Below are 18,196 nucleotides of genomic sequence, written 5' to 3'. Positions count from 1 at the left end.
ATTTTCGACCTCAATCATTTAATCAAATCAATTAAAGCAATATCAATATTCATTATTGAGGCTAATATAGGATTACCGAAAACTGTAGAAACTCCTACTGTATCAAAACCAATTCTAATCATAATTAATACGTAAAAAAAAATGGAAAAATATGAGAAATTTTTTACCAATATTGGAACTTGAACTTTCTGGTTTTGAAAAAGCAAAAACAAACATGAATATACCAAAAGATAAGAGATTGCAATAAATCTAGCTCCTGAAGGAACTGAAGAAATTAAAAGTGAAAAAGATGAAAAAAGCAATGAAAGTGAAAAAATGGATTCTAATTTTTCTTTGTTTAAAAGATATCTAAATCTAAATACTGTCAACGATATTAATATCAAAGTCATATATTTAGCAGTAATAGGGCCTAAATTAACATACCAGTTTAAATCTTGTTTTTTTCTATTTTGTCGTTTTTCCACATATCTTTCATCTGAATAAGCTAATATTTCATTCTCAATTGCAGTAGGCAATGAAAAATAATTTACCGAAGAGTTAACCGTTTTTGGAGATATCTGTAAAAAGAAAAATGAAAACACATATAAAAAGTAATACAAATATATTTTTCTACCAAAGAGCAAATAAGTTGACAATATTAATACTGGAAAGAGAAAAGAAAAATGTAAGAAGATTGTAAGATATGATAATACTAATAAATATTTTTTATTGCTAAAAAAATATTGAAAAATTCCATATATAAATATATTTGTTGATGTCCAAAACCTAAAACCGTTAATTTCCCAAAATGGTACAATAAAAATAAAAAAAACAAATAAAGTAATACCAAATTTTTTGAAATTCCCTTTTTTAAGTTTTAATAATATCCATAAATTTCTAGAGTAAAAGAATCCAAAAATAATAGCTAAAGAAAATAAATAAATTCTAGGATTATCTGTCAATCGAGTCATGACATAATTAAAAAAAGGCATGAAAATATCTGGTTGAGCTTTAATAATTTCAATAACATCACCAAAACTACTCACATTACCTAAATAATAATTAAAATTGATCAACAACCTATTAGCATCCATTTCACTGTTAGAAATAACCATTGTATATCCGTAAAATGCAATGAAAAGCCAAATTATATTTTTAGCCCAAGGTCTTCTATAAGATTTAAAAGCAAAAAAAACGCTTAAAAATGGCCAAATAAAAAACATTATTAATGCATAAATACCTCTATCTTTATGTTCAATACTTTGCATAATTATTTAACTAACTTAAGAAAGTTACTACATACATTCTCAATTCTAAATTGATCAAACTCATTTATAACATATTGATTAGAAAAATCTGACTCAAAAAACTCATCAACAACAGTTTTATTTAACTCTTTTGATTTTATAGATAAGATAGGTCTTTTGGTCAAACCATAATCAATCAATTTACTAGGTAATTGAGTCTCTATATTGTTATCAATACTTAAAAGAAAATCCATTTTGCTCAAAAAATTAAGTAATTCTTTTCTAGGTAAATAATCTTTAAATTCAATTCTATCATCATCTTTATCAATAAGTGGTAAGACAAAATCTCTTGTTTTAGAAAAAATATAAAACTTAAAATCAGATTTAGTAGACAATATATATTCTATAAATACTCTTGGATCCCTGTTGTCAGGTATAAAACCACCAGCATATGCAAAAGTAATAATCCTATTTCTATTATAAGTAAAAGATTTGTATCCAGATTCTTCAAAATTGAACCCTTGAGGGATAATCCTAATTTTATTGTGAAAATTTTTATAATATGCTTCTTTAGCACCCTTAAATGGTATGGCTATAAAATCTGCTTTTTTACACCACCACTTTTCTATGTATTTAAAGTAAAAAGGTTTTTTAAAACGGTCTAGTGTAGGTCCCATAAATGGGTCTCCGCAGTCAGCAATCCAATAATTAGCAATTTCTTTATTCCAAACACTAGCAACTCCCCAATGAGTAGGATGAGGGGATGCAATGGAAATTAGTAGGTCAAACCCTGAAAGCATTTTTAATTCTCTTTTAATTTTAAAAAAAATATTTATATCAGGATATTCAAATAGAATCTTCAATAATTTATAAAAGGCTTTAAATAAAAAACTGTGTTTTATATTAGAATTACTACCTAGTTTTCCTAAATCAAGAATAGTTACATTAAATTTACTTTCAAAATTTTGATGTATAGCTCCTCTTTTCGTTGTAAGAACTGTAACATCGTGTCCTATTCTAGAAAATTCTTTTACCAATTCTGTAGTTCTAAAAGATCTAGGAGAATTCATAGGAAAAAAAGAAGTAGATACTATTAAAATTTTCTTTTTCATAATTTAACTAGTCTAAAAGATCATACTTTCTAAGCTTAGTCCTATAATCAATTTTTGTTTTAATATACTCATTATAATATCCTGTTCTTTCAATAACTTGAGACTTTTGAATCACTTGTATTTTTATTAAATTGTTCAATTCATCAACATCCTTAGCAAATTCTGCTAATCCATTTTTCACGAAACCATAAACATCGAATAATGATGCATTATTAAATTTATAATATATTGGTACTACATTCAATAAAGCGGCTTCTAATAATATTGAAGAGTCTCCAGAAATTAATAAATCAATCTTATTTAAAAATGTGAAAACATCTTCAACTTTAGAATCGCTCACAATTAACTTTTCTCTTTTATGAAATAACTCTCTGTCATCACCAGGATGTTTTCTGACATGTAAATCAATATTAGGAAAGTTGGATTCTATTAAATCGATAATTTCATTTATATAATCAACAGAATCTAGTGTATTTAAACCAATTCCTATTTTTTTAACCTCAATTGAAGTATTTATTTGAAATTTTGAATCCTGGTACTTAATCATCCCTATCAATTCGACTTCTGATTCAATTTTGCCTTTTTTAATATATTTATCATAAGAGTCTTGCCCCTCTAAAAATGCAACGTCAAAATCTAAAGGAGGCATAAACTCAGTTATACATGCATGTTGAAAATAATACGTTGGTATACTTAGATTCTTCCCCACAATTTTAAGTGCCACTTGATAGGGATTAATATCGTTAGCAAAAATTATTTTTTTTGGTTTATATCTTTTTACTAAACGATGACTTTCCTCAAGTAAGCCAAGAGCATCATAATACATAAAAAACCATTTTAATTTTCTCTTATTGAGTAGCCAAAAAAATAACGGTACAGAATATAGTAGTTTGTAAATGAATAAAAATCGATAAACAATATTATCATTTGGTTTAACAAAGACATTATTATTATTTTTGAGATTTTCAAGAGCCCTATAATTATTAATTGACTCATGTATTAGCCAAGTTTTATTTTTTACTTTGCTATCATTTCTTTTTTTAAAAATTAATGAAATTGGGGTATATAAAAATTTCTTGTAAGCAGATCTAAACCTATTGTAAATCCTTAACCTTAAAGATTTTTTTTCTTGAGGTATGTTTGATTTTAATGTGTTTATTAGTCCAACATCAATAATAAACATCAATCTATCTAGATATTTAAAGCTATAAAACTTCAAACCTTACTTTTTAATAAATTCCATGGCATTTTATAAACTTTATTACTATAATACCATATTACTACAAACGATAAGAAAAAGCTAATGGTATTTGCCTGAGCAGCTCCAATTGATCCATTCATATTAATCAACAAATAAGCTAAAGCCATATTGATTATAGAAATAGCAAAAGTAATGTAGGCAACATATTTTGTTTTTTTTTCAAAATATAAATACTGAACAATCATAATATACATAGCCTGAAAAGCAGCCCCAAAAACCAAATATCCAACATACAAATATGAATCATTGTAAGAGCTAGGAAATATTATTTTAATTAAATATGGAGCACTAATTGTTAATAATAAAGCTAACAACATATATCCAAAGAAAGTAGCATAAGTAATTTTAACTATTTTCTTTTTCATATTAAAATCAATTTCTGCTGATAGTTCTCCGTAGAGAAAAGGTGCCCAAGCTTTTGAAAATGCCATTGACAAAACATATATAAGAGAAGCAAACTTAGCTCCGACACTATATAAACCTGTTTCATTTTTGCCTACAAGAAAAATTAATAGAAAAATAATACCTCCATTTCGTATCCATCCACTTAATTGGTATGGAATTAAAGGGATACCAAAATTTAGAGCATCAGCTATATATTTTTTACTATAAGTAAACTTTATATAATTTCTTTTTAATAAAAGTATTAAGCTAAACAACGAAAAAGAAAACGCAGCTATTAGAATTCCAGTCACTCTACCCTGCCAAGACATTAAAAATACAACTACAAATAATAATGAAGAACCCAAATTTATGATTGTATTTAATATTTTAAATGTAGCAAATGGTATTGGTCTTTTTTCCATAATCCACAGATTCGTATTAATTGAAGTTAATATATTGGTATATGAAACAATTATAGCCAATAAGACCCAAGAATAGGTGATAGTAAATTTTTCTTCAAGATAATTCTTAAACAAAACGCTCAATAAAAGTAATACTATAAAAGCCACTGTGGCTATAATAAAAACATTGAATATATAAATTGATAATTCTTTCTTATCTAGCTTATAAAAATTTACATTAACAGCAGATTCTACTTGTAAACTTACAAAAATAGATACTCCAGCAATAATAGACGTAAATACCGTTAAAACCCCATAATCTTCTGGTGTTAAATATCTTGCTAGAATCGGCAATAATAGAAAAGGTATTGCCATATTTAATACATCTGAAAATGTATAAATAGCTGAGTCTTTTGCCAATTTAGATTTGAAAATATTAAAATTTATTTTCATTATTTAAAATGACTTTTCTTCAATCGTGAACCCTTTTTTATATCTGTAACAAAGCATTTACCAAGAATATCATTAAAATATTTAGGATGCAAACCAAATCCAGGTCTAACAGATTTAACATTTAGTTTACTAACTAAATCTCCAGATTTTACATCTTTTGTTATGTATAAAGATCTAGAAAACACTCTGCTATTAGATGCTTTTTCTGATAATGAATAATCAATAATGCCAAGAGATTTTTCGACATTTCTCACGCTGTTTACCATCTCTTTAAACTCTTTTTCGTCTAATGAAAAAGATGCATCAGGCCCACCAATAGATTTATCCAAAATAAAATGTTTTTCAATTACTGTTGCTCCTAAAGCTGTAGCTACCGTAGGAATAAGCTCTCCTTTAGTATGATCAGATAAACCAGTTAAAACATTATAATTTTTAGCCATATCTGGTATCATTTTTAAATTGGCATCTTCTATTTTAGCTGGATATTGTGATGAAGTTTTTAATAAAACAATATCATTATTACCTACATTTCTACAGGTATCAACTGCCAACTTAATATCTTCGTGAGTTGCTATACCTGTAGATATAATCATCGGTTTTCCTTTACTAGCTGCATATTCAATTAACGGTATATCTGTAATTTCAAAAGAAGCAATTTTATAAGCAGGTGCTTTCAAATTTTCTAAAAAGTCAACGGCTGAAATATCAAAAGGTGATGAAAAACAAATTAATCCCTCTTCTTTGGCTACTTTAAATAATTCTTCATGCCACTCCCATGGAAGGTGTGCTTCTTCATATAATTCATACAAAGTTTTCCCATTCCAAATAGTTCCATAAATTACAAAATCTTCATTGTCGCTATCTATAGTTATAGTATCAGCAGTATAGGTTTGTAATTTAATTGCATTTGCGCCAGCCCTTTTTGCAGCTTTTATAGTATCAATAGCAATATTGATACTATTCCCATGATTAGCTGAAAGTTCTGCAATAATAAAAGTACTACCTATTCCTATTTTAAAATTCCCTATTCTCATTTTTTAAACACGTATATAAAACTTTCATTATTATGAATTAGCCTTTCTTCATGAAGTAAAAACCCAGATTTTTCAAATGACTTTAACGATGGCTTATTTGTTTTTTTTATGTAGGCAAAAATGGGTAAATTATTTTGCTTAAAATATTCATTAATGGCTAATTTTAAAGATTTAAATGCATAACCTTTTCCTCTATATTTATTTGAAATTGATATTCCTATAATTGAATTGTCTTCTAATATTTTAAATCTGACTTGACCAATAGGCGTCTTTTTATATTCAATAATATAAAAAAGGTTTTTACTGTTAATCTCTTTGACAAACCATTTTTTATGATCACTAAACTTTATTGCTTCAGTACTAAACGAATTTTGTCTTACCAATGTTTCATTAGAAAGCTTAAAAACAAATTCTGCATCAGATCCCCTTACTTTTCTTAAGCTTAAAAGTTCATACTGATCAAATAATTTAAGAATATTACTTTTAGTATTTGATGCAAAAAGTTTAACTATCTTTTTTCTTTTAGAGTTAATATCTTCTAATGTAATAAATGGAAATATTTTATCTGTTAAGTCTGTAAAATTAAATTTTTTAAAATTCCCTAAACCATAAACGCATTCTTTTAATAATAATCCATTATAAATGTTTTTTTGATTTTCTTCGAAATAACCCAATAACATCGGAATTCCTAGTGAAGCTAACTCTAAACTGGTAGTACTTGCAGGTGTTATGGCCAAATCTGAGTTCTTCATTAAAATTATCATTTCTTTTTCAGAAAGATTTTCATAAATAGCAATCTTATTATTTTTTAGCTTGTAAATTTCCTGATGTTGATATGCAGCACCTAGAACAATATTTATCTTTTTTATAGATTTTAACTGTATTAAATTATTGGCAGCTTTAAAAGTGAAATCATAAGGGTCTGCCCCCCCAAACAAAATAAAAAGTTTTTTTATTTCTTTAATTTCTGGTAGCTTTTCTCTATTAAAGTTTAAAAAAGAGGGTCTCAGTAAAGCATATTTCAAACCTAACGCTAGTTTAGTATTCTTAGATATTTTATAATCTTCAGCTATTAAACCTGGAGTATGATTTATAATTAAGTCTGCTATTTGATTGCCTTGATTTAAGTCATCTATATAAACAAAAGTAAAATTATGTTCTTTGAGTTTTGATTGATATTGTTTATCAAATTGGTAACCGTCTAATACGATTAAATGGTCATTATATTTGTTATAAAGCCACTTAGGCTCATCTTCTATATTTATTTCTTCAGGAATTAACTTAAAACTACATTTAGATTTAATTATTGGTTCAACTAAGGTAGAATTACTTGTTAAAAAAATAATTTCAAACTTCTCCTTTAAAATTAAAGCTAATGCAATACACCTATAAATATGACCTAAACCTACTTTAGAGTTTCCATCTACCCTTAAAATAATTGGGTTTGTTATCATTAATTTAATCTTTTAAACCCTGAATGACATACTGGACCTTCTAATAACTCATAGATATTCTTTTCTCCATTTTCACATTTTGAAATAATTTTAAAAATAGAATTCAGCTCTAATAAATAATTATCTATAAATTCATCTTTATGCTCTATACAGGCGTAAAAATTTGTGCTAGCTAAAAACCCTTTTTTTAGCATTTCTTGCGTTATGAAAGTTTTGTATTCTAAACTAAATGTAGAATTAAAAGAATAAGTGCTTAAAGATGGTATTCCTGATATGTTAATTGAAATGTCATTACTATTTGCAACGGATAACCACCCTTGTCTTACTTTCTCTCCTATAGTAGTAATTAATTCCCAAGACTTTAGTTTTTCCATAACTTCTAAAGTCTTTAAAGCAGCTGTAGGCCCTATTCTTTCAGTCCAAAAAGTACTACTAATAAAAGAGTTTTGTGCTGCTTCCATAACAGATTCTTTTCCTACTACAGCGGTCAAAGCATATCCATTAGCTAATGTCTTGCCATACATAGCCATGTCTGGTTCAACTCCATATTTTTTATAGATACCTCCAAATGTTTCTCTAAAACCTGAAGTACATTCATCAAAAATTAAAACGATATTATTCTTAGTTGCCAATTCTCTTACCTTTATCAAGAAATCATCTTTGGGACCAAAGTTTCTTTCTACCTCCATTTTAATTACTCCTATGTCATTATTATCAACAATACTTTGAAGCTCTTCAAAATTATTATAATGAAATGGGTAAACAGTATTTTTTAAATTCTTTGGAACACCATTTGGATTTAAACCAGATAATAAATGATTTGATAAATTATCTCCTTGATTATGGTTTGCAGATAAATACCAATCATGCCACCCATGGTAACCACATATGGCAACTTTATCTCTACCTGAAGCGGCCCTTGCAATTCGAATTGCAATAGAATTTGCTTCTCCTCCACTACGAGCAAATCTTACCATATGAGCCCAGGGATTTAATTCTATTAACTTCTCAGCTAAATACACTTCTTCTGGGCAATTTAATGTACTCATGTTGCCCTTTATTATAACATCTGATACTGCTTTGTCTACTTTATCATTACCATAACCAAGTGTATTAGTACCAATTCCCATAATAGACATATCAATATATTTATTACCGTCTAAATCCCATACTTTACATCCTTTAGCTTTTGAAAAATAAGATGGCCAATTTTCAGGCAAAAACATTTCTGGTCTCTTAGAAAGTAACATAGTACCTCCTGGGATTATTGTTTTTGCTTTTTTATATAATTTTTGCCCAGTTCTTTTGTTCATAATTATTCATTTAATCTTTAAGTAAAGACTTTTTATATCCTTCGTTTCTCTTGATATTTTCATTTAAAGACTTAATCTTATCATTTGCCAAATAATAATCGGCATAAGTTTTCCAGTCTTCTTTTAAACCTAGATCTTTTATTAATATACTTATAACTTCAAAATCATTATGTTCATCTACAGTTAGTCTAACATTACTGTAATTAGATTGTAAATAATGATTATCAGAAATGAATAAATCGCCTTTCAAAAAACTTGAATTTTTTCTTATAAACGTAGTTACATGCTCTCTATCTGAATTCAGTTTAGCTCTTTTCCATGCTATCTCTAAAGTATTGAATGTGAAAATTTCAATATCTTGTCCATCTGGGTATTTTTCCTCAAATACATTAGCATAATAATCTAGTTTTCTACGTTTTGCTTCTAAAGTTATTTCATCTATTAAAGAGGGATCAATTAATGGACAATCTGAGGTTAACCTTATTATGTAATCAGGTCTAAATTTTATGGCAGTTTTATAAAATCTATCTAACACATCATTCTCACTACCTCGAAAAAAATTAACATCCAATTCGTTAGCTAAATTCTCTATAACATCATCATCCTTATTAATTGTAGTTGCTATACATATCTCATCAATATTTTTTGAAGATTTTATTCTTTCAATGTGAATTTCTAATAGTGTTTTATCACATATCTTTTTAAGTACTTTACTTGGTAATCTAGTAGAACCAGATCTTGCTTGTGTAATAACTAAAACTTTCATTTAATTCCAATTAGATGGATTCAATAAATCTGTTCTTTCAACATTAATTTCATCTATAACCTTGTGAGGTATTTTCACTTTTTTAGTAATTGCTAAAATATTACTATCTAACTGGTTAACACTATCAACTCCAATTAATATTTTATCAATATATTGTTTTTGTTTTACATATTGAATTGCCAAAGTTGCAATATCTACTTTATAAAGCTTAGATATTTCTATTATTGATTTTATATGATCAGCTAAAGGAGGAAATTTTTTACTTATTGTATTAACAGGCTTAAAAAAAAGGCCTTGTAAAAATAAAGATCGTACATGAACTTTAATCCCTTTTGATTTTGCAAAAAGAATTACATCTTTCCTTTGTGATTCGTTATCAAATAAATTAAAAGGTATTTGAATAAAATCAAATTGATTGTAATCTTTTGCTATAATTTTTATTTCATCATTTTCATATAAAGAAATCCCAACTTCATTTATTAACCCGTCTTGCTTTGCTATAAGCATTTCATCATAACAATAATTATTTTCTATAAAACTGTTAAAATTATGAAACATGTAGCCTTTTAATTTTTCTACTTTAAGCCTTTTAATATTTTCAATAATACTTTTTTTTATTTTTTGTTTCTCAATAGGTTTATATGAAGACAATTTTGTAATAATATCAAATCTTTTTTCAGGATACTTCTTATGAAAAGCACCAATAACATCCTGAGATTCTCCATAAGCTTCAGCAGTGTCTAGAATTTTAATTCCGCTATCAAAAGCATGATTTAGTATTTCAAAAGAAGAGTCTAATGATGGTTTGCCAATTTTATTATTAACTCCATAATCTAACCCCAACTGTACTGTACCTAAAATAAATTTATTAGCCATTATTAATTAATCAAGTATCATTAGTAAAAGAAAGAACTTTTTCTATTACATAGTTCTGCTCTTCATCATTCAAAGTAGGATACATGGGTAAGCTAATACAATGATTATAGTACTTTTCAGAATTACTTAAGTCAGCATCTCCATAACCTATGTTTTTATAATAGGGCAATATATGTACGGGGATGTAGTGAATTTGTGCATAGATATTATGTATTCTTAAATAATTATAAAGCTCCTTTCTTTTATCAATCTCTATAACAAATAGATGGTGAGCATTATACATATTTTCTGGCAGTAATTGATGTTTAATTTTCCCTTCAAATGCTTTTTTATACCTATTAGCAATTTCATTCCTACGCTCTACCCCTATCTCATTTTTTCTAAGTTGAATTATCCCAAGAGAACTTTGAATGTCAGTTAATCGGTAATTAAATCCTAGCTCTTGCATTTCATAATACCAGCCGCCGTGATTCTCAGACATATTATTTTTTGTAATACCATGTGTTCTTAATGATAAAAGTTTTTGATAAGTCGCTTCTGAATTAGTTGTTATCATTCCTCCTTCACCACAAGCAATATGCTTCACTGGGTGAAAAGAGAAAACTCCAATATCAGCATATATACCATTACCACACATTTGCTTTTTATCTTTACTATCAATAAAATACCCTCCAGGAGCGTGACAGGCGTCTTCAATAATCCATAAATTATGTTCATCTGCTAAGCTTCGAAATTGTTCTAAATTAACAGGTAAACCTCCAAAATCAACAGGTATAATACCTTTGAAAAAGCCTTTCGGTTTACTTTCAATAAGCTCTCTTGTTTTATTAAGTGATAACGTATAAGAATTAGGATCTATATCAGCAAACCAAACCTCTCCATCTACGTATCGTATACAATTGGCAGAAGCTGCAAATGTAATTGGGGTTGTAATAACTCGTTCTCCTGGTTTTAAACCTAAAGCTAAAACTGACAAATGTAATCCTGCTGTTGCATTGTTAACAGCCACAGCATATTTTACTCCAATGTACTTTGCAAAATCACTTTCAAACTCCTTTACTTTCGGACCTTGAGTTAAGAAATCACTAGTCAATGTTTCTATAACAGCATTTATATCATCATGGTCAATAAACTGCCTACCATATGGTATAGGTTTCATCATACTTTGAAATTAGGATCTACATGTTGTCTTATTAATGTTCTAAGGCTTTCAACGGTTTCCCATTCGCTATTCTTCCCAGAGTTATAGTTAAATCCTTCTTTAACTTTAACAGCTTTAAAATAAGCTATATAGTCTTTCAGATCAAACACTGTTTTCTGGGGTAAGATCGTATAATATTTACCAAGATCCCATGTATTAAAAGAATCAGAAGCTGTTATCATTTCTTCATGTAATTTTTCTCCAGGCCTTATACCAACTACTTTTTGTTCACATTCTGGAGCAATTGCAGTTGCAACGTCGGTGACCTTATAAGATGGAATCTTAGGGATAAAAATTTCACCTCCCCAAGCATTTTCAATTGCATTAAAGACCATTTCACAGCCATCCTCTAAGCTAATGTTGAAACGAGTCATTCTAGAATCAGTGATTGGTAATATACCTTCTTTTCGTCTTTTTAAAAAAAATGGCATCACAGAACCATTAGACCCCATTACATTGCCATATCTCACCACAGAAAATTTAATATCCCTCTTACCTCTAATATTATTTGCTGCTACAAATAGTTTATCAGAAGCAAGTTTTGTAGCTCCATACAAATTAATTGGTGCTGCTGCTTTATCAGTAGACAGCGCAACTACAGACTTCACATCAGTTTGCAATGCAGCATTGATAACATTTTCAGCTCCTAAGACATTAGTTTTTACACATTCCATCGGGTTATATTCCGCAATATGTACATGTTTCATTGCAGCAGCATGAATAACTATATCAATTGATTCAAAGGCATTAACTAAACGTTTTTCATCTCTAACATCTCCAACAAAATATCTCAAAGCGCTATATTTTTCTTCTGGATAGTCCATAGCCATCTGAAAATGTTTTTGTTCATCTCTTGAGAAGATAACTAGCCTCTTAACGTTTGGAAACCTATTTAATATGAGTTTAGTAAAGGTTTTACCAAAAGACCCAGTTCCTCCAGTAATAAGAATTGACTTTCCATTTAAGTCTAACATATTTTAATAATTGATTTATTTCTAATATTCATATCTTGTAAACTATTAAATTGTAAGAATATTTTTTCTTACTTCTATAAATTTCTTCTATTTTTAATTCGTCAGTATTAATAATTGGAGAAGTCGAAAAAAGGTAATTTACATTACTTTTTTTTAGCTCATCAATGTTTAGTTTAGAAGTAATACCATTTTTTTTATCTACAAATTTACCATTAATAAAAGACATTTTTAAAGGTAATTCATCATCAAATAGGTAAGCCCTATTTCCCCAATTCAAAAAATAGTCACTAGCCTCTTTACTTAACACTATTTCACCTTTAATAATTTTATGAAAATCATTCTTAAAGCTCAAATTATAAAAAGCACGATATCCACCAATTGTTTTAAACCCATTATAATTTGCAATACTTGGGAAAAAACCAATACAACCAATTCGAGCATTCTTAAGATCTAAATCTAACTTTTCGGTTATATCATCAAATTGTTCGACAGACATAATTTGATTAAAAGTTGGCTTATTAGTATAGGCTAGCCCAGTATATTTATAAGAATTATAAGCTATTTGTAAAATAACCAAAGAAAAAATAGCGATAAATGCTATAGCTTTTTTCTTAATACTCTTATAAAAATTTATAAGTATAATTGCCCATAACAAATACCAAAAAGCCACAGAAATCATATAAAATCTAGATAAGTTTAAACCGAAATTTAAGCTGGTATACCATTTATTAAAGGCTTCATAATAAAATATCCCATAAATAGAAGATGTAAAAATTAAAAATGAACTTATTACAAAGATTAATTTTTTGAAGATTAAGTTGCGCTTAATCAAAAAATATGGTATTAAAATTAATAAACTAGGTAAAATAATTTTAGAATGAAGAGTCGGTGCGTGATATTGTGAGTTTAAAAAAACATCTTTCATTCGCTGTATAGACTGTACAATATTTAAGGTTGGAAAATGAGTTTCTAATCTATTTGTAGGTATTTTATAAAGAAACTGAATTAAAAAAAGGTTATAATTAGTAACTATATAACCAATAGTTAACAATGATAACCCAATTAAATAGAAAAAATTGAATTCTCTCTTTACTATTAAGAAATACAAAAAGGATAGACCTGCTAACATAAGTATGAAAATTCCGGATAAGGAAAAAGAGGAGAATAAGGGAAATAAAACTAAAACCAAGAAAGAAAAACCTATATATTCTCTCTTATACAAATTATGAAGCATTAGTATTAAAATAGGTACTCCTGCTACCGACAAATATCCTTGAGGCCAAAACGGTAAAGAAACAAAAGAAAATGCAATTAATCCCCTTAATAAATCTGGAAAATCAATATTTACAGTTATTCTTCTAATCAAAAAGTAGAAACCAATAAAAGCCAATAATCTGTATAAAAACTCTATAACTACAAATCCCCAGAAATAACCTAAATACTTATAAAATAAAGATGCTATAGAAGTATTCAAATCTCTAAAAGCGTCTTTTACACCAGGCATGTCAAAATTTTCTATGACATCACCAGGCAAGATTGTACCTTCAAATTTTTTATTAAAAATATTTCTAGTGTTTATTTGGTCTAAATTGTCATGTATTAATATATAAGTGTCCTTTCCTTTAAGTATGTATGGTGAAAAATATGCTAAAAACAGTATTGAGGTTAAAATAGTTACCAATCTTTTATTTGAGTCTTTGAAAAGACTAGAAACGTTTAAATTATTTGAGAATAATACCATTATTTATCCAAAAAAAAATGTTCTTATTAAATTAATAATTTCTTTTTGTTGTGTGTTTTTTAATTCATAATAAAAAGGTAACCTTACTAAAGTATTAGTAAATTTATCTGAATTAATTAACTCACGACCATCATGTTTATTGGCAAAAAAATCACTTTTATGTAACGATAAATAATGAAAAACTGCTTTAACCGAATTATTACCGAGATATTTTATCAATTCTTGTCTCTCTTCAATACTTCTACATACTAAATAAAACATATGAGCATTATTTGTACTATAGCTAGGTATCTTAGGTAATTTTATCTTTTCTTCTTTTTCAAGAGGTAAAAGACCATTATAATAGGTATTCCATATTTTTATTCGCTGTTGTTGAATATTCTCTATTTTTTCAAGTTGAGCATATAAAAATGCAGCAGTTATATCGGAAGGCAAAAAAGAAGAACCAATATCTACCCACCCATATTTATTTACCTCTCCTCTAAAAAAAGCTGATCTATTTGTACCTTTTTCCCAAATAATTTCAGCTCTTTCTTTAAATGTATCATCATTAACAGCTAAAAGCCCGCCCTCACCTGATATAATATTTTTTGTTTCATGAAATGAAAATGCTGCAAGATGACCAATACTACCAAGTGGTTTGCCTTTATAATAACCGTCAATTGCTTGCGCTGCATCCTCTATAACATAAATATTATACTTTTTAGCTAAATTCATTATGGCATCCATTTCACATGCGTGACCTGCATAATGTACTACTACTATAGCTTTTGTTTTCTGTGTTATTAAGCTTTCAATTTTATTTTCATCGATATTGGGGTGATCATCTCTACTATCTGCAAATATTATTTTGGCACCTCTTAAAATAAATGCATTGGCGGTAGAGACAAATGTAAATGATGGCATAATTATCTCATCGCCTGGTTTAATATCTATTAAAATAGCAGCCATTTCTAAAGCATCTGTACAAGAAGTAGTAAGTAAGGTTTTTCTAAACCCATACTTCTTTTCAAAAAACACTTGGCATTTTTTTGTATATATACCATTACCAGAGATTTTGCCATTAAAAACAGCTTTCTCAATATATTTAGTCTCATTACCAGTTAAATAAGGCTTATTGAATGTTATCACTATTCTTAATTTTTCTCATTCTAATTAATTTAGCTGGTACTCCACCAACTATCTGAAATTCCTCAACATTTTTTGTAACAATACTTCCAGCAGCAATAACAGCTCCTTTGCCAATCGTTACACCATGAACTATAGTAGATCTTGCCCCTATCCAAACATTCTCTTTAACTTCAATCGTCCCACCAATGTCAGGCAAATTTATAAAACTATAATCATGACCTGCCCCTAGGAAAAAAACTTCTGGTCCAATTCTAACATTATCTCCAATCACAATTCTTGATTCTTTATTATGAAAAGATGGAAAAAAATTTGTTCCTTTTCCAACAGTTATTTCGTTACCAAATGCAATTTTACTTGGAAATCTAAAATATACACCATAATCAATAAAAACTTTACTTCCCATTTTTTTAAATAAAATCTTAAAAATTAAATCTCTTATCACGGGGGGCATAAAGTCAAGTACTTTTAGAGATAAGTTTAAAAGATATGAATAATGAGAAAATAAAACTCTCAAGAAATTTTTAGATTTAAATACCATAAATTACTATACCTAATACAATTAAAAAAATCCCATAATACATATTTCTTTTAATTCTTTCTTTTAGAAAAAATTTAGATAATAATAAAACAATTACTAATGTCAACGAGGTAAACATATAAACTAAGTCCACGCTAATAGTTTTCAATGCTAAATAGCTTAAAACCGGAGTTGCTATAAATAAAAAAATAGTTAAAAAAAGATAAAACGATTTAGAAGATAAAGAGAATTTTTTATAAAAAAATTGCCCCAAAGCTGTTGAAAAAATTGCTCCGAAAAGAAAAATATAGCTCATCTGCATCACACTTTGACACTTTTTTTGTTCATAATGTATGCGCCAAATAAAATCAATATAACCCCTATAGTTTTATTTAATTCTAATTCAGTTTCTTCTTTAATAATAGATATTAGGTAAATAAGTGGAAAAAAAAGAGCAGTTAATGGATATGCTTCGCTTAAATTAAATTTCTTATATATAATTCCCCAAATAATAAACTTTGTAAAATTTACTATTAGAACTATAGCAATTAAGGTAATTGATAAAAAATTTACTTTTGCTATATCCTTAGCGGCAAAATTTAAAATTAAGGCCGTTGATATTGTTACTATCACTGTAGATAGAACTAGTAGAATTTTTTTTATTTCCATACTAGTATTTTTTTATCAATTAATTCTTCTAACTCTTGATTATGGTACTTATAATATTCTTTTATACTTACAATAACTTCATTAGAAATGCTAACTTCTCTTTTCGAAGAATTAACTTTATTATTTATATTGGAAGGTAAAAAGTCTTTATTTACGTTTAAGAAGGAATATAAATTTTGAATATATTTTATATCCTTTATTATTTCTTCAAAGAATATTATTTTAATTTGTCTTTTATCGAAGTACTTTAGATAAATTTTAATAAACTTAGCATATTCACCTCTACTTAAATAACCAAAAGGGTTTACTGATATATTAGAGATATTAACACTAGAGGGTGGTAAATTGTCTACAAAGACTTCTTTTAATGTTCTTTTTTCTAAATTATTATTTGAGCTGAAAAAATAGTTCGAAATAGCTCTTTCGATCGGATTTCTAAGTAAAAAGATCAATTTTGCGTTTGGTAATAAGTATTTTATCAACTTAGCGCTTTCTTCATTTTCATAATAACTGGTACTCTTTTCCCCTATAATCTTACTATCTTTTATACAATTACTAAAAAAAGTTGTTAAATAAGTATTAATATCTAATTTACTCAGTTCTTTATTTAAAAAATATTTTGGCTCAGGTTTCACATGTTTAGTCATGCAAATTTCTGGATGTTGATCAAGAAGCTTGTATAAATAAGTAGTACCCGATCTCTGAGCTCCAACAATTATAAAATGTTCTTTCATTCTATAATTTCTTTTACATAATAGCTTTTATTAGAAGATAATTGATCCAATATCCTAGATAAGTATTCTCCTATTACTCCTAGAAGAGCAATTATAAATCCCCCTAAAAAAGCTGTTAACACAACAAGCGTTGTCCACCCTTCAACACTTGTTCCTAAAAAAACACCTTTCAATAAGTATGCCATTCCAAGGAAAAAACTAAGTCCAGAAATAATAAGTCCAATACCACTTAATAATCTTAAAGGATAGGAAGAGTAATTAATTAAAAGTCTACTTAAAAGTGTAAGAATTTTTCTAAAAGTATAATTCGATTGCCCTACAACTCTTTGATGGTGTTCTACTTCAACATTACCAATTTTAGAAGCAAACATTAATAACAAACCTGGTACGTAGGGATATGAAGTCTTATAAGTTAAAACTCTATTAATAACATCTTTACTTATTATTCTAAAATTAGTAAGGGTTATGTTTTTAGGTTTATTGAATACTTTATAATTCAAATAACCAACTAATTTTGAACCTAATTTTCTATGGTTAGCATGCTTCTTATTCTTAAATTTTCCAAATATAAGATCATAATTACCCTCTAAAGATTTATTTATTAATATCATTAATTCACTTGGAGGGTTTTGCAAATCATCATCCATAGTTATAACATAATCGCCAGTTGAATATTCAAATCCACATAGCACGGCATTATGTTGTCCAAAATTTTTTACTAAATCTATTGATTTTACTATTTCATATTCAATAGCTAGCTCTTTTATCACTTGCCAACTATTATCAGGACTTCCATCATTAACTAATATAATTTCTCCATTCAGATCATTAGATTTTAGCACACCGTATACTTCCCTAACTGTCTTTGATACAATACTTTCACTATTATAAACTGGTATAACAATAGAATATTTAGCCATATTAGAAATTGATGTTTTTTTCAAATTTT

At 27.5% G+C, this 18,196-nt stretch carries 18 protein-coding genes; all 18 read right to left on the bottom strand.

What is annotated here, in order from left to right; all coding sequences use genetic code 11:
* Positions 1 to 14 precede the first annotated feature (14 nt).
* On the bottom strand, positions 15 to 1,247 hold the full coding sequence (locus AC3IF2_RS04135) for a hypothetical protein (RefSeq protein ID WP_489165778.1): 1,233 nt from the start codon (positions 1,245 to 1,247) through the stop codon (positions 15 to 17).
* 2 nt (positions 1,248 to 1,249) lie between these two features.
* On the bottom strand, positions 1,250 to 2,338 hold the full coding sequence (locus tag AC3IF2_RS04130; protein WP_489165777.1) for a glycosyltransferase family protein: 1,089 nt from the start codon (positions 2,336 to 2,338) through the stop codon (positions 1,250 to 1,252).
* 7 nt (positions 2,339 to 2,345) lie between these two features.
* Positions 2,346 to 3,557 carry a hypothetical protein gene (locus AC3IF2_RS04125; RefSeq protein WP_489165776.1) on the bottom strand — a complete coding sequence of 404 codons (1,212 nt, stop codon included), beginning with the start codon at positions 3,555 to 3,557 and terminating at the stop codon, positions 2,346 to 2,348.
* The gene (locus AC3IF2_RS04120; protein ID WP_489165775.1) at positions 3,554 to 4,837 is read right to left on the bottom strand and encodes a lipopolysaccharide biosynthesis protein; all 1,284 of its coding nucleotides are present in this window, start codon (positions 4,835 to 4,837) and stop codon (positions 3,554 to 3,556) included. The genes AC3IF2_RS04125 and AC3IF2_RS04120 overlap by 4 nt, the downstream gene beginning before the upstream one ends.
* On the bottom strand, positions 4,837 to 5,871 hold the full coding sequence (pseI, locus tag AC3IF2_RS04115) for a pseudaminic acid synthase (RefSeq protein ID WP_489165774.1): 1,035 nt from the start codon (positions 5,869 to 5,871) through the stop codon (positions 4,837 to 4,839). The genes AC3IF2_RS04120 and pseI overlap by 1 nt, the downstream gene beginning before the upstream one ends.
* A complete protein-coding gene (gene pseG / locus AC3IF2_RS04110) occupies positions 5,868 to 7,325 on the bottom strand; it encodes a UDP-2,4-diacetamido-2,4,6-trideoxy-beta-L-altropyranose hydrolase (protein WP_489165773.1) in 1,458 nt (485 codons plus the stop codon). Before pseG ends, pseI begins: the two co-directional genes overlap by 4 nt.
* Positions 7,325 to 8,638, bottom strand: a complete 1,314-nt coding sequence (locus AC3IF2_RS04105) for an aminotransferase class III-fold pyridoxal phosphate-dependent enzyme (RefSeq protein WP_489165772.1) — start codon at positions 8,636 to 8,638, stop codon at positions 7,325 to 7,327. The genes pseG and AC3IF2_RS04105 overlap by 1 nt, the downstream gene beginning before the upstream one ends.
* Positions 8,639 to 8,648: 10 nt before the next feature.
* Positions 8,649 to 9,404 (bottom strand): cytidylyltransferase domain-containing protein, encoded by a 756-nt coding sequence (locus AC3IF2_RS04100; RefSeq protein WP_489165771.1) that lies wholly within the window; start codon positions 9,402 to 9,404, stop codon positions 8,649 to 8,651.
* The gene (locus AC3IF2_RS04095) at positions 9,405 to 10,280 is read right to left on the bottom strand and encodes an aldo/keto reductase (RefSeq protein WP_489165770.1); all 876 of its coding nucleotides are present in this window, start codon (positions 10,278 to 10,280) and stop codon (positions 9,405 to 9,407) included.
* A gap of 10 nt (positions 10,281 to 10,290) precedes the next feature.
* Positions 10,291 to 11,442: a UDP-4-amino-4,6-dideoxy-N-acetyl-beta-L-altrosamine transaminase gene (gene pseC / locus AC3IF2_RS04090; protein WP_489165769.1), complete on the bottom strand. Its 1,152-nt coding sequence runs from the start codon at positions 11,440 to 11,442 to the stop codon at positions 10,291 to 10,293.
* Positions 11,439 to 12,455 (bottom strand): UDP-N-acetylglucosamine 4,6-dehydratase (inverting), encoded by a 1,017-nt coding sequence (pseB, locus tag AC3IF2_RS04085; protein ID WP_489165767.1) that lies wholly within the window; start codon positions 12,453 to 12,455, stop codon positions 11,439 to 11,441. The genes pseC and pseB overlap by 4 nt, the downstream gene beginning before the upstream one ends.
* A gap of 28 nt (positions 12,456 to 12,483) precedes the next feature.
* Positions 12,484 to 14,196, bottom strand: coding sequence for a DUF6044 family protein (locus AC3IF2_RS04080; protein ID WP_489165766.1), 1,713 nt, complete (start codon positions 14,194 to 14,196; stop codon positions 12,484 to 12,486).
* Between the two features lie 3 nt (positions 14,197 to 14,199).
* The gene (rffA, locus tag AC3IF2_RS04075) at positions 14,200 to 15,327 is read right to left on the bottom strand and encodes a dTDP-4-amino-4,6-dideoxygalactose transaminase (RefSeq protein WP_489165765.1); all 1,128 of its coding nucleotides are present in this window, start codon (positions 15,325 to 15,327) and stop codon (positions 14,200 to 14,202) included.
* Positions 15,311 to 15,730, bottom strand: coding sequence for an acyltransferase (locus tag AC3IF2_RS04070; RefSeq protein ID WP_489165764.1), 420 nt, complete (start codon positions 15,728 to 15,730; stop codon positions 15,311 to 15,313). Before AC3IF2_RS04070 ends, rffA begins: the two co-directional genes overlap by 17 nt.
* Before the next feature lie 124 nt (positions 15,731 to 15,854).
* The gene (locus AC3IF2_RS04065; RefSeq protein ID WP_489165763.1) at positions 15,855 to 16,160 is read right to left on the bottom strand and encodes an EamA family transporter; all 306 of its coding nucleotides are present in this window, start codon (positions 16,158 to 16,160) and stop codon (positions 15,855 to 15,857) included.
* Between the two features lie 5 nt (positions 16,161 to 16,165).
* Entirely contained in the window at positions 16,166 to 16,513 is a 348-nt protein-coding gene (locus tag AC3IF2_RS04060; protein WP_489165762.1) for a DMT family transporter, read from the bottom strand.
* Positions 16,504 to 17,247 (bottom strand): sulfotransferase family protein, encoded by a 744-nt coding sequence (locus AC3IF2_RS04055; protein WP_489165761.1) that lies wholly within the window; start codon positions 17,245 to 17,247, stop codon positions 16,504 to 16,506. The genes AC3IF2_RS04060 and AC3IF2_RS04055 overlap by 10 nt, the downstream gene beginning before the upstream one ends.
* Entirely contained in the window at positions 17,244 to 18,191 is a 948-nt protein-coding gene (locus AC3IF2_RS04050) for a glycosyltransferase family 2 protein (protein WP_489165760.1), read from the bottom strand. The genes AC3IF2_RS04055 and AC3IF2_RS04050 overlap by 4 nt, the downstream gene beginning before the upstream one ends.
* Positions 18,192 to 18,196 lie beyond the last annotated feature (5 nt).

Source organism: Maritimimonas rapanae (assembly GCF_057837205.1).
This window is presented reverse-complemented; position numbering and strand designations above follow the sequence as displayed.

What these genes read in the sequence shown, in the direction of transcription:
- AC3IF2_RS04065 (WP_489165763.1), bottom strand. Translation starts at nt 16,160, where the DNA reads ATGAGCTATATTTTTCTTTTCGGAGCAATTTTTTCAACAGCTTTGGGG.
- AC3IF2_RS04105 (WP_489165772.1), bottom strand. Translation starts at nt 8,638, where the DNA reads ATGAACAAAAGAACTGGGCAAAAATTATATAAAAAAGCAAAAACAATA.
- pseG (WP_489165773.1), bottom strand. Translation starts at nt 7,325, where the DNA reads ATGATAACAAACCCAATTATTTTAAGGGTAGATGGAAACTCTAAAGTA.
- pseB (WP_489165767.1), bottom strand. Translation starts at nt 12,455, where the DNA reads ATGTTAGACTTAAATGGAAAGTCAATTCTTATTACTGGAGGAACTGGG.
- AC3IF2_RS04095 (WP_489165770.1), bottom strand. Translation starts at nt 10,280, where the DNA reads ATGGCTAATAAATTTATTTTAGGTACAGTACAGTTGGGGTTAGATTAT.
- pseC (WP_489165769.1), bottom strand. Translation starts at nt 11,442, where the DNA reads ATGATGAAACCTATACCATATGGTAGGCAGTTTATTGACCATGATGAT.
- AC3IF2_RS04100 (WP_489165771.1), bottom strand. Translation starts at nt 9,404, where the DNA reads ATGAAAGTTTTAGTTATTACACAAGCAAGATCTGGTTCTACTAGATTA.
- AC3IF2_RS04080 (WP_489165766.1), bottom strand. Translation starts at nt 14,196, where the DNA reads ATGGTATTATTCTCAAATAATTTAAACGTTTCTAGTCTTTTCAAAGAC.
- AC3IF2_RS04130 (WP_489165777.1), bottom strand. Translation starts at nt 2,338, where the DNA reads ATGAAAAAGAAAATTTTAATAGTATCTACTTCTTTTTTTCCTATGAAT.
- AC3IF2_RS04060 (WP_489165762.1), bottom strand. Translation starts at nt 16,513, where the DNA reads ATGGAAATAAAAAAAATTCTACTAGTTCTATCTACAGTGATAGTAACA.
- AC3IF2_RS04070 (WP_489165764.1), bottom strand. Translation starts at nt 15,730, where the DNA reads ATGGGAAGTAAAGTTTTTATTGATTATGGTGTATATTTTAGATTTCCA.
- AC3IF2_RS04120 (WP_489165775.1), bottom strand. Translation starts at nt 4,837, where the DNA reads ATGAAAATAAATTTTAATATTTTCAAATCTAAATTGGCAAAAGACTCA.
- AC3IF2_RS04055 (WP_489165761.1), bottom strand. Translation starts at nt 17,247, where the DNA reads ATGAAAGAACATTTTATAATTGTTGGAGCTCAGAGATCGGGTACTACT.
- AC3IF2_RS04135 (WP_489165778.1), bottom strand. Translation starts at nt 1,247, where the DNA reads ATGCAAAGTATTGAACATAAAGATAGAGGTATTTATGCATTAATAATG.
- pseI (WP_489165774.1), bottom strand. Translation starts at nt 5,871, where the DNA reads ATGAGAATAGGGAATTTTAAAATAGGAATAGGTAGTACTTTTATTATT.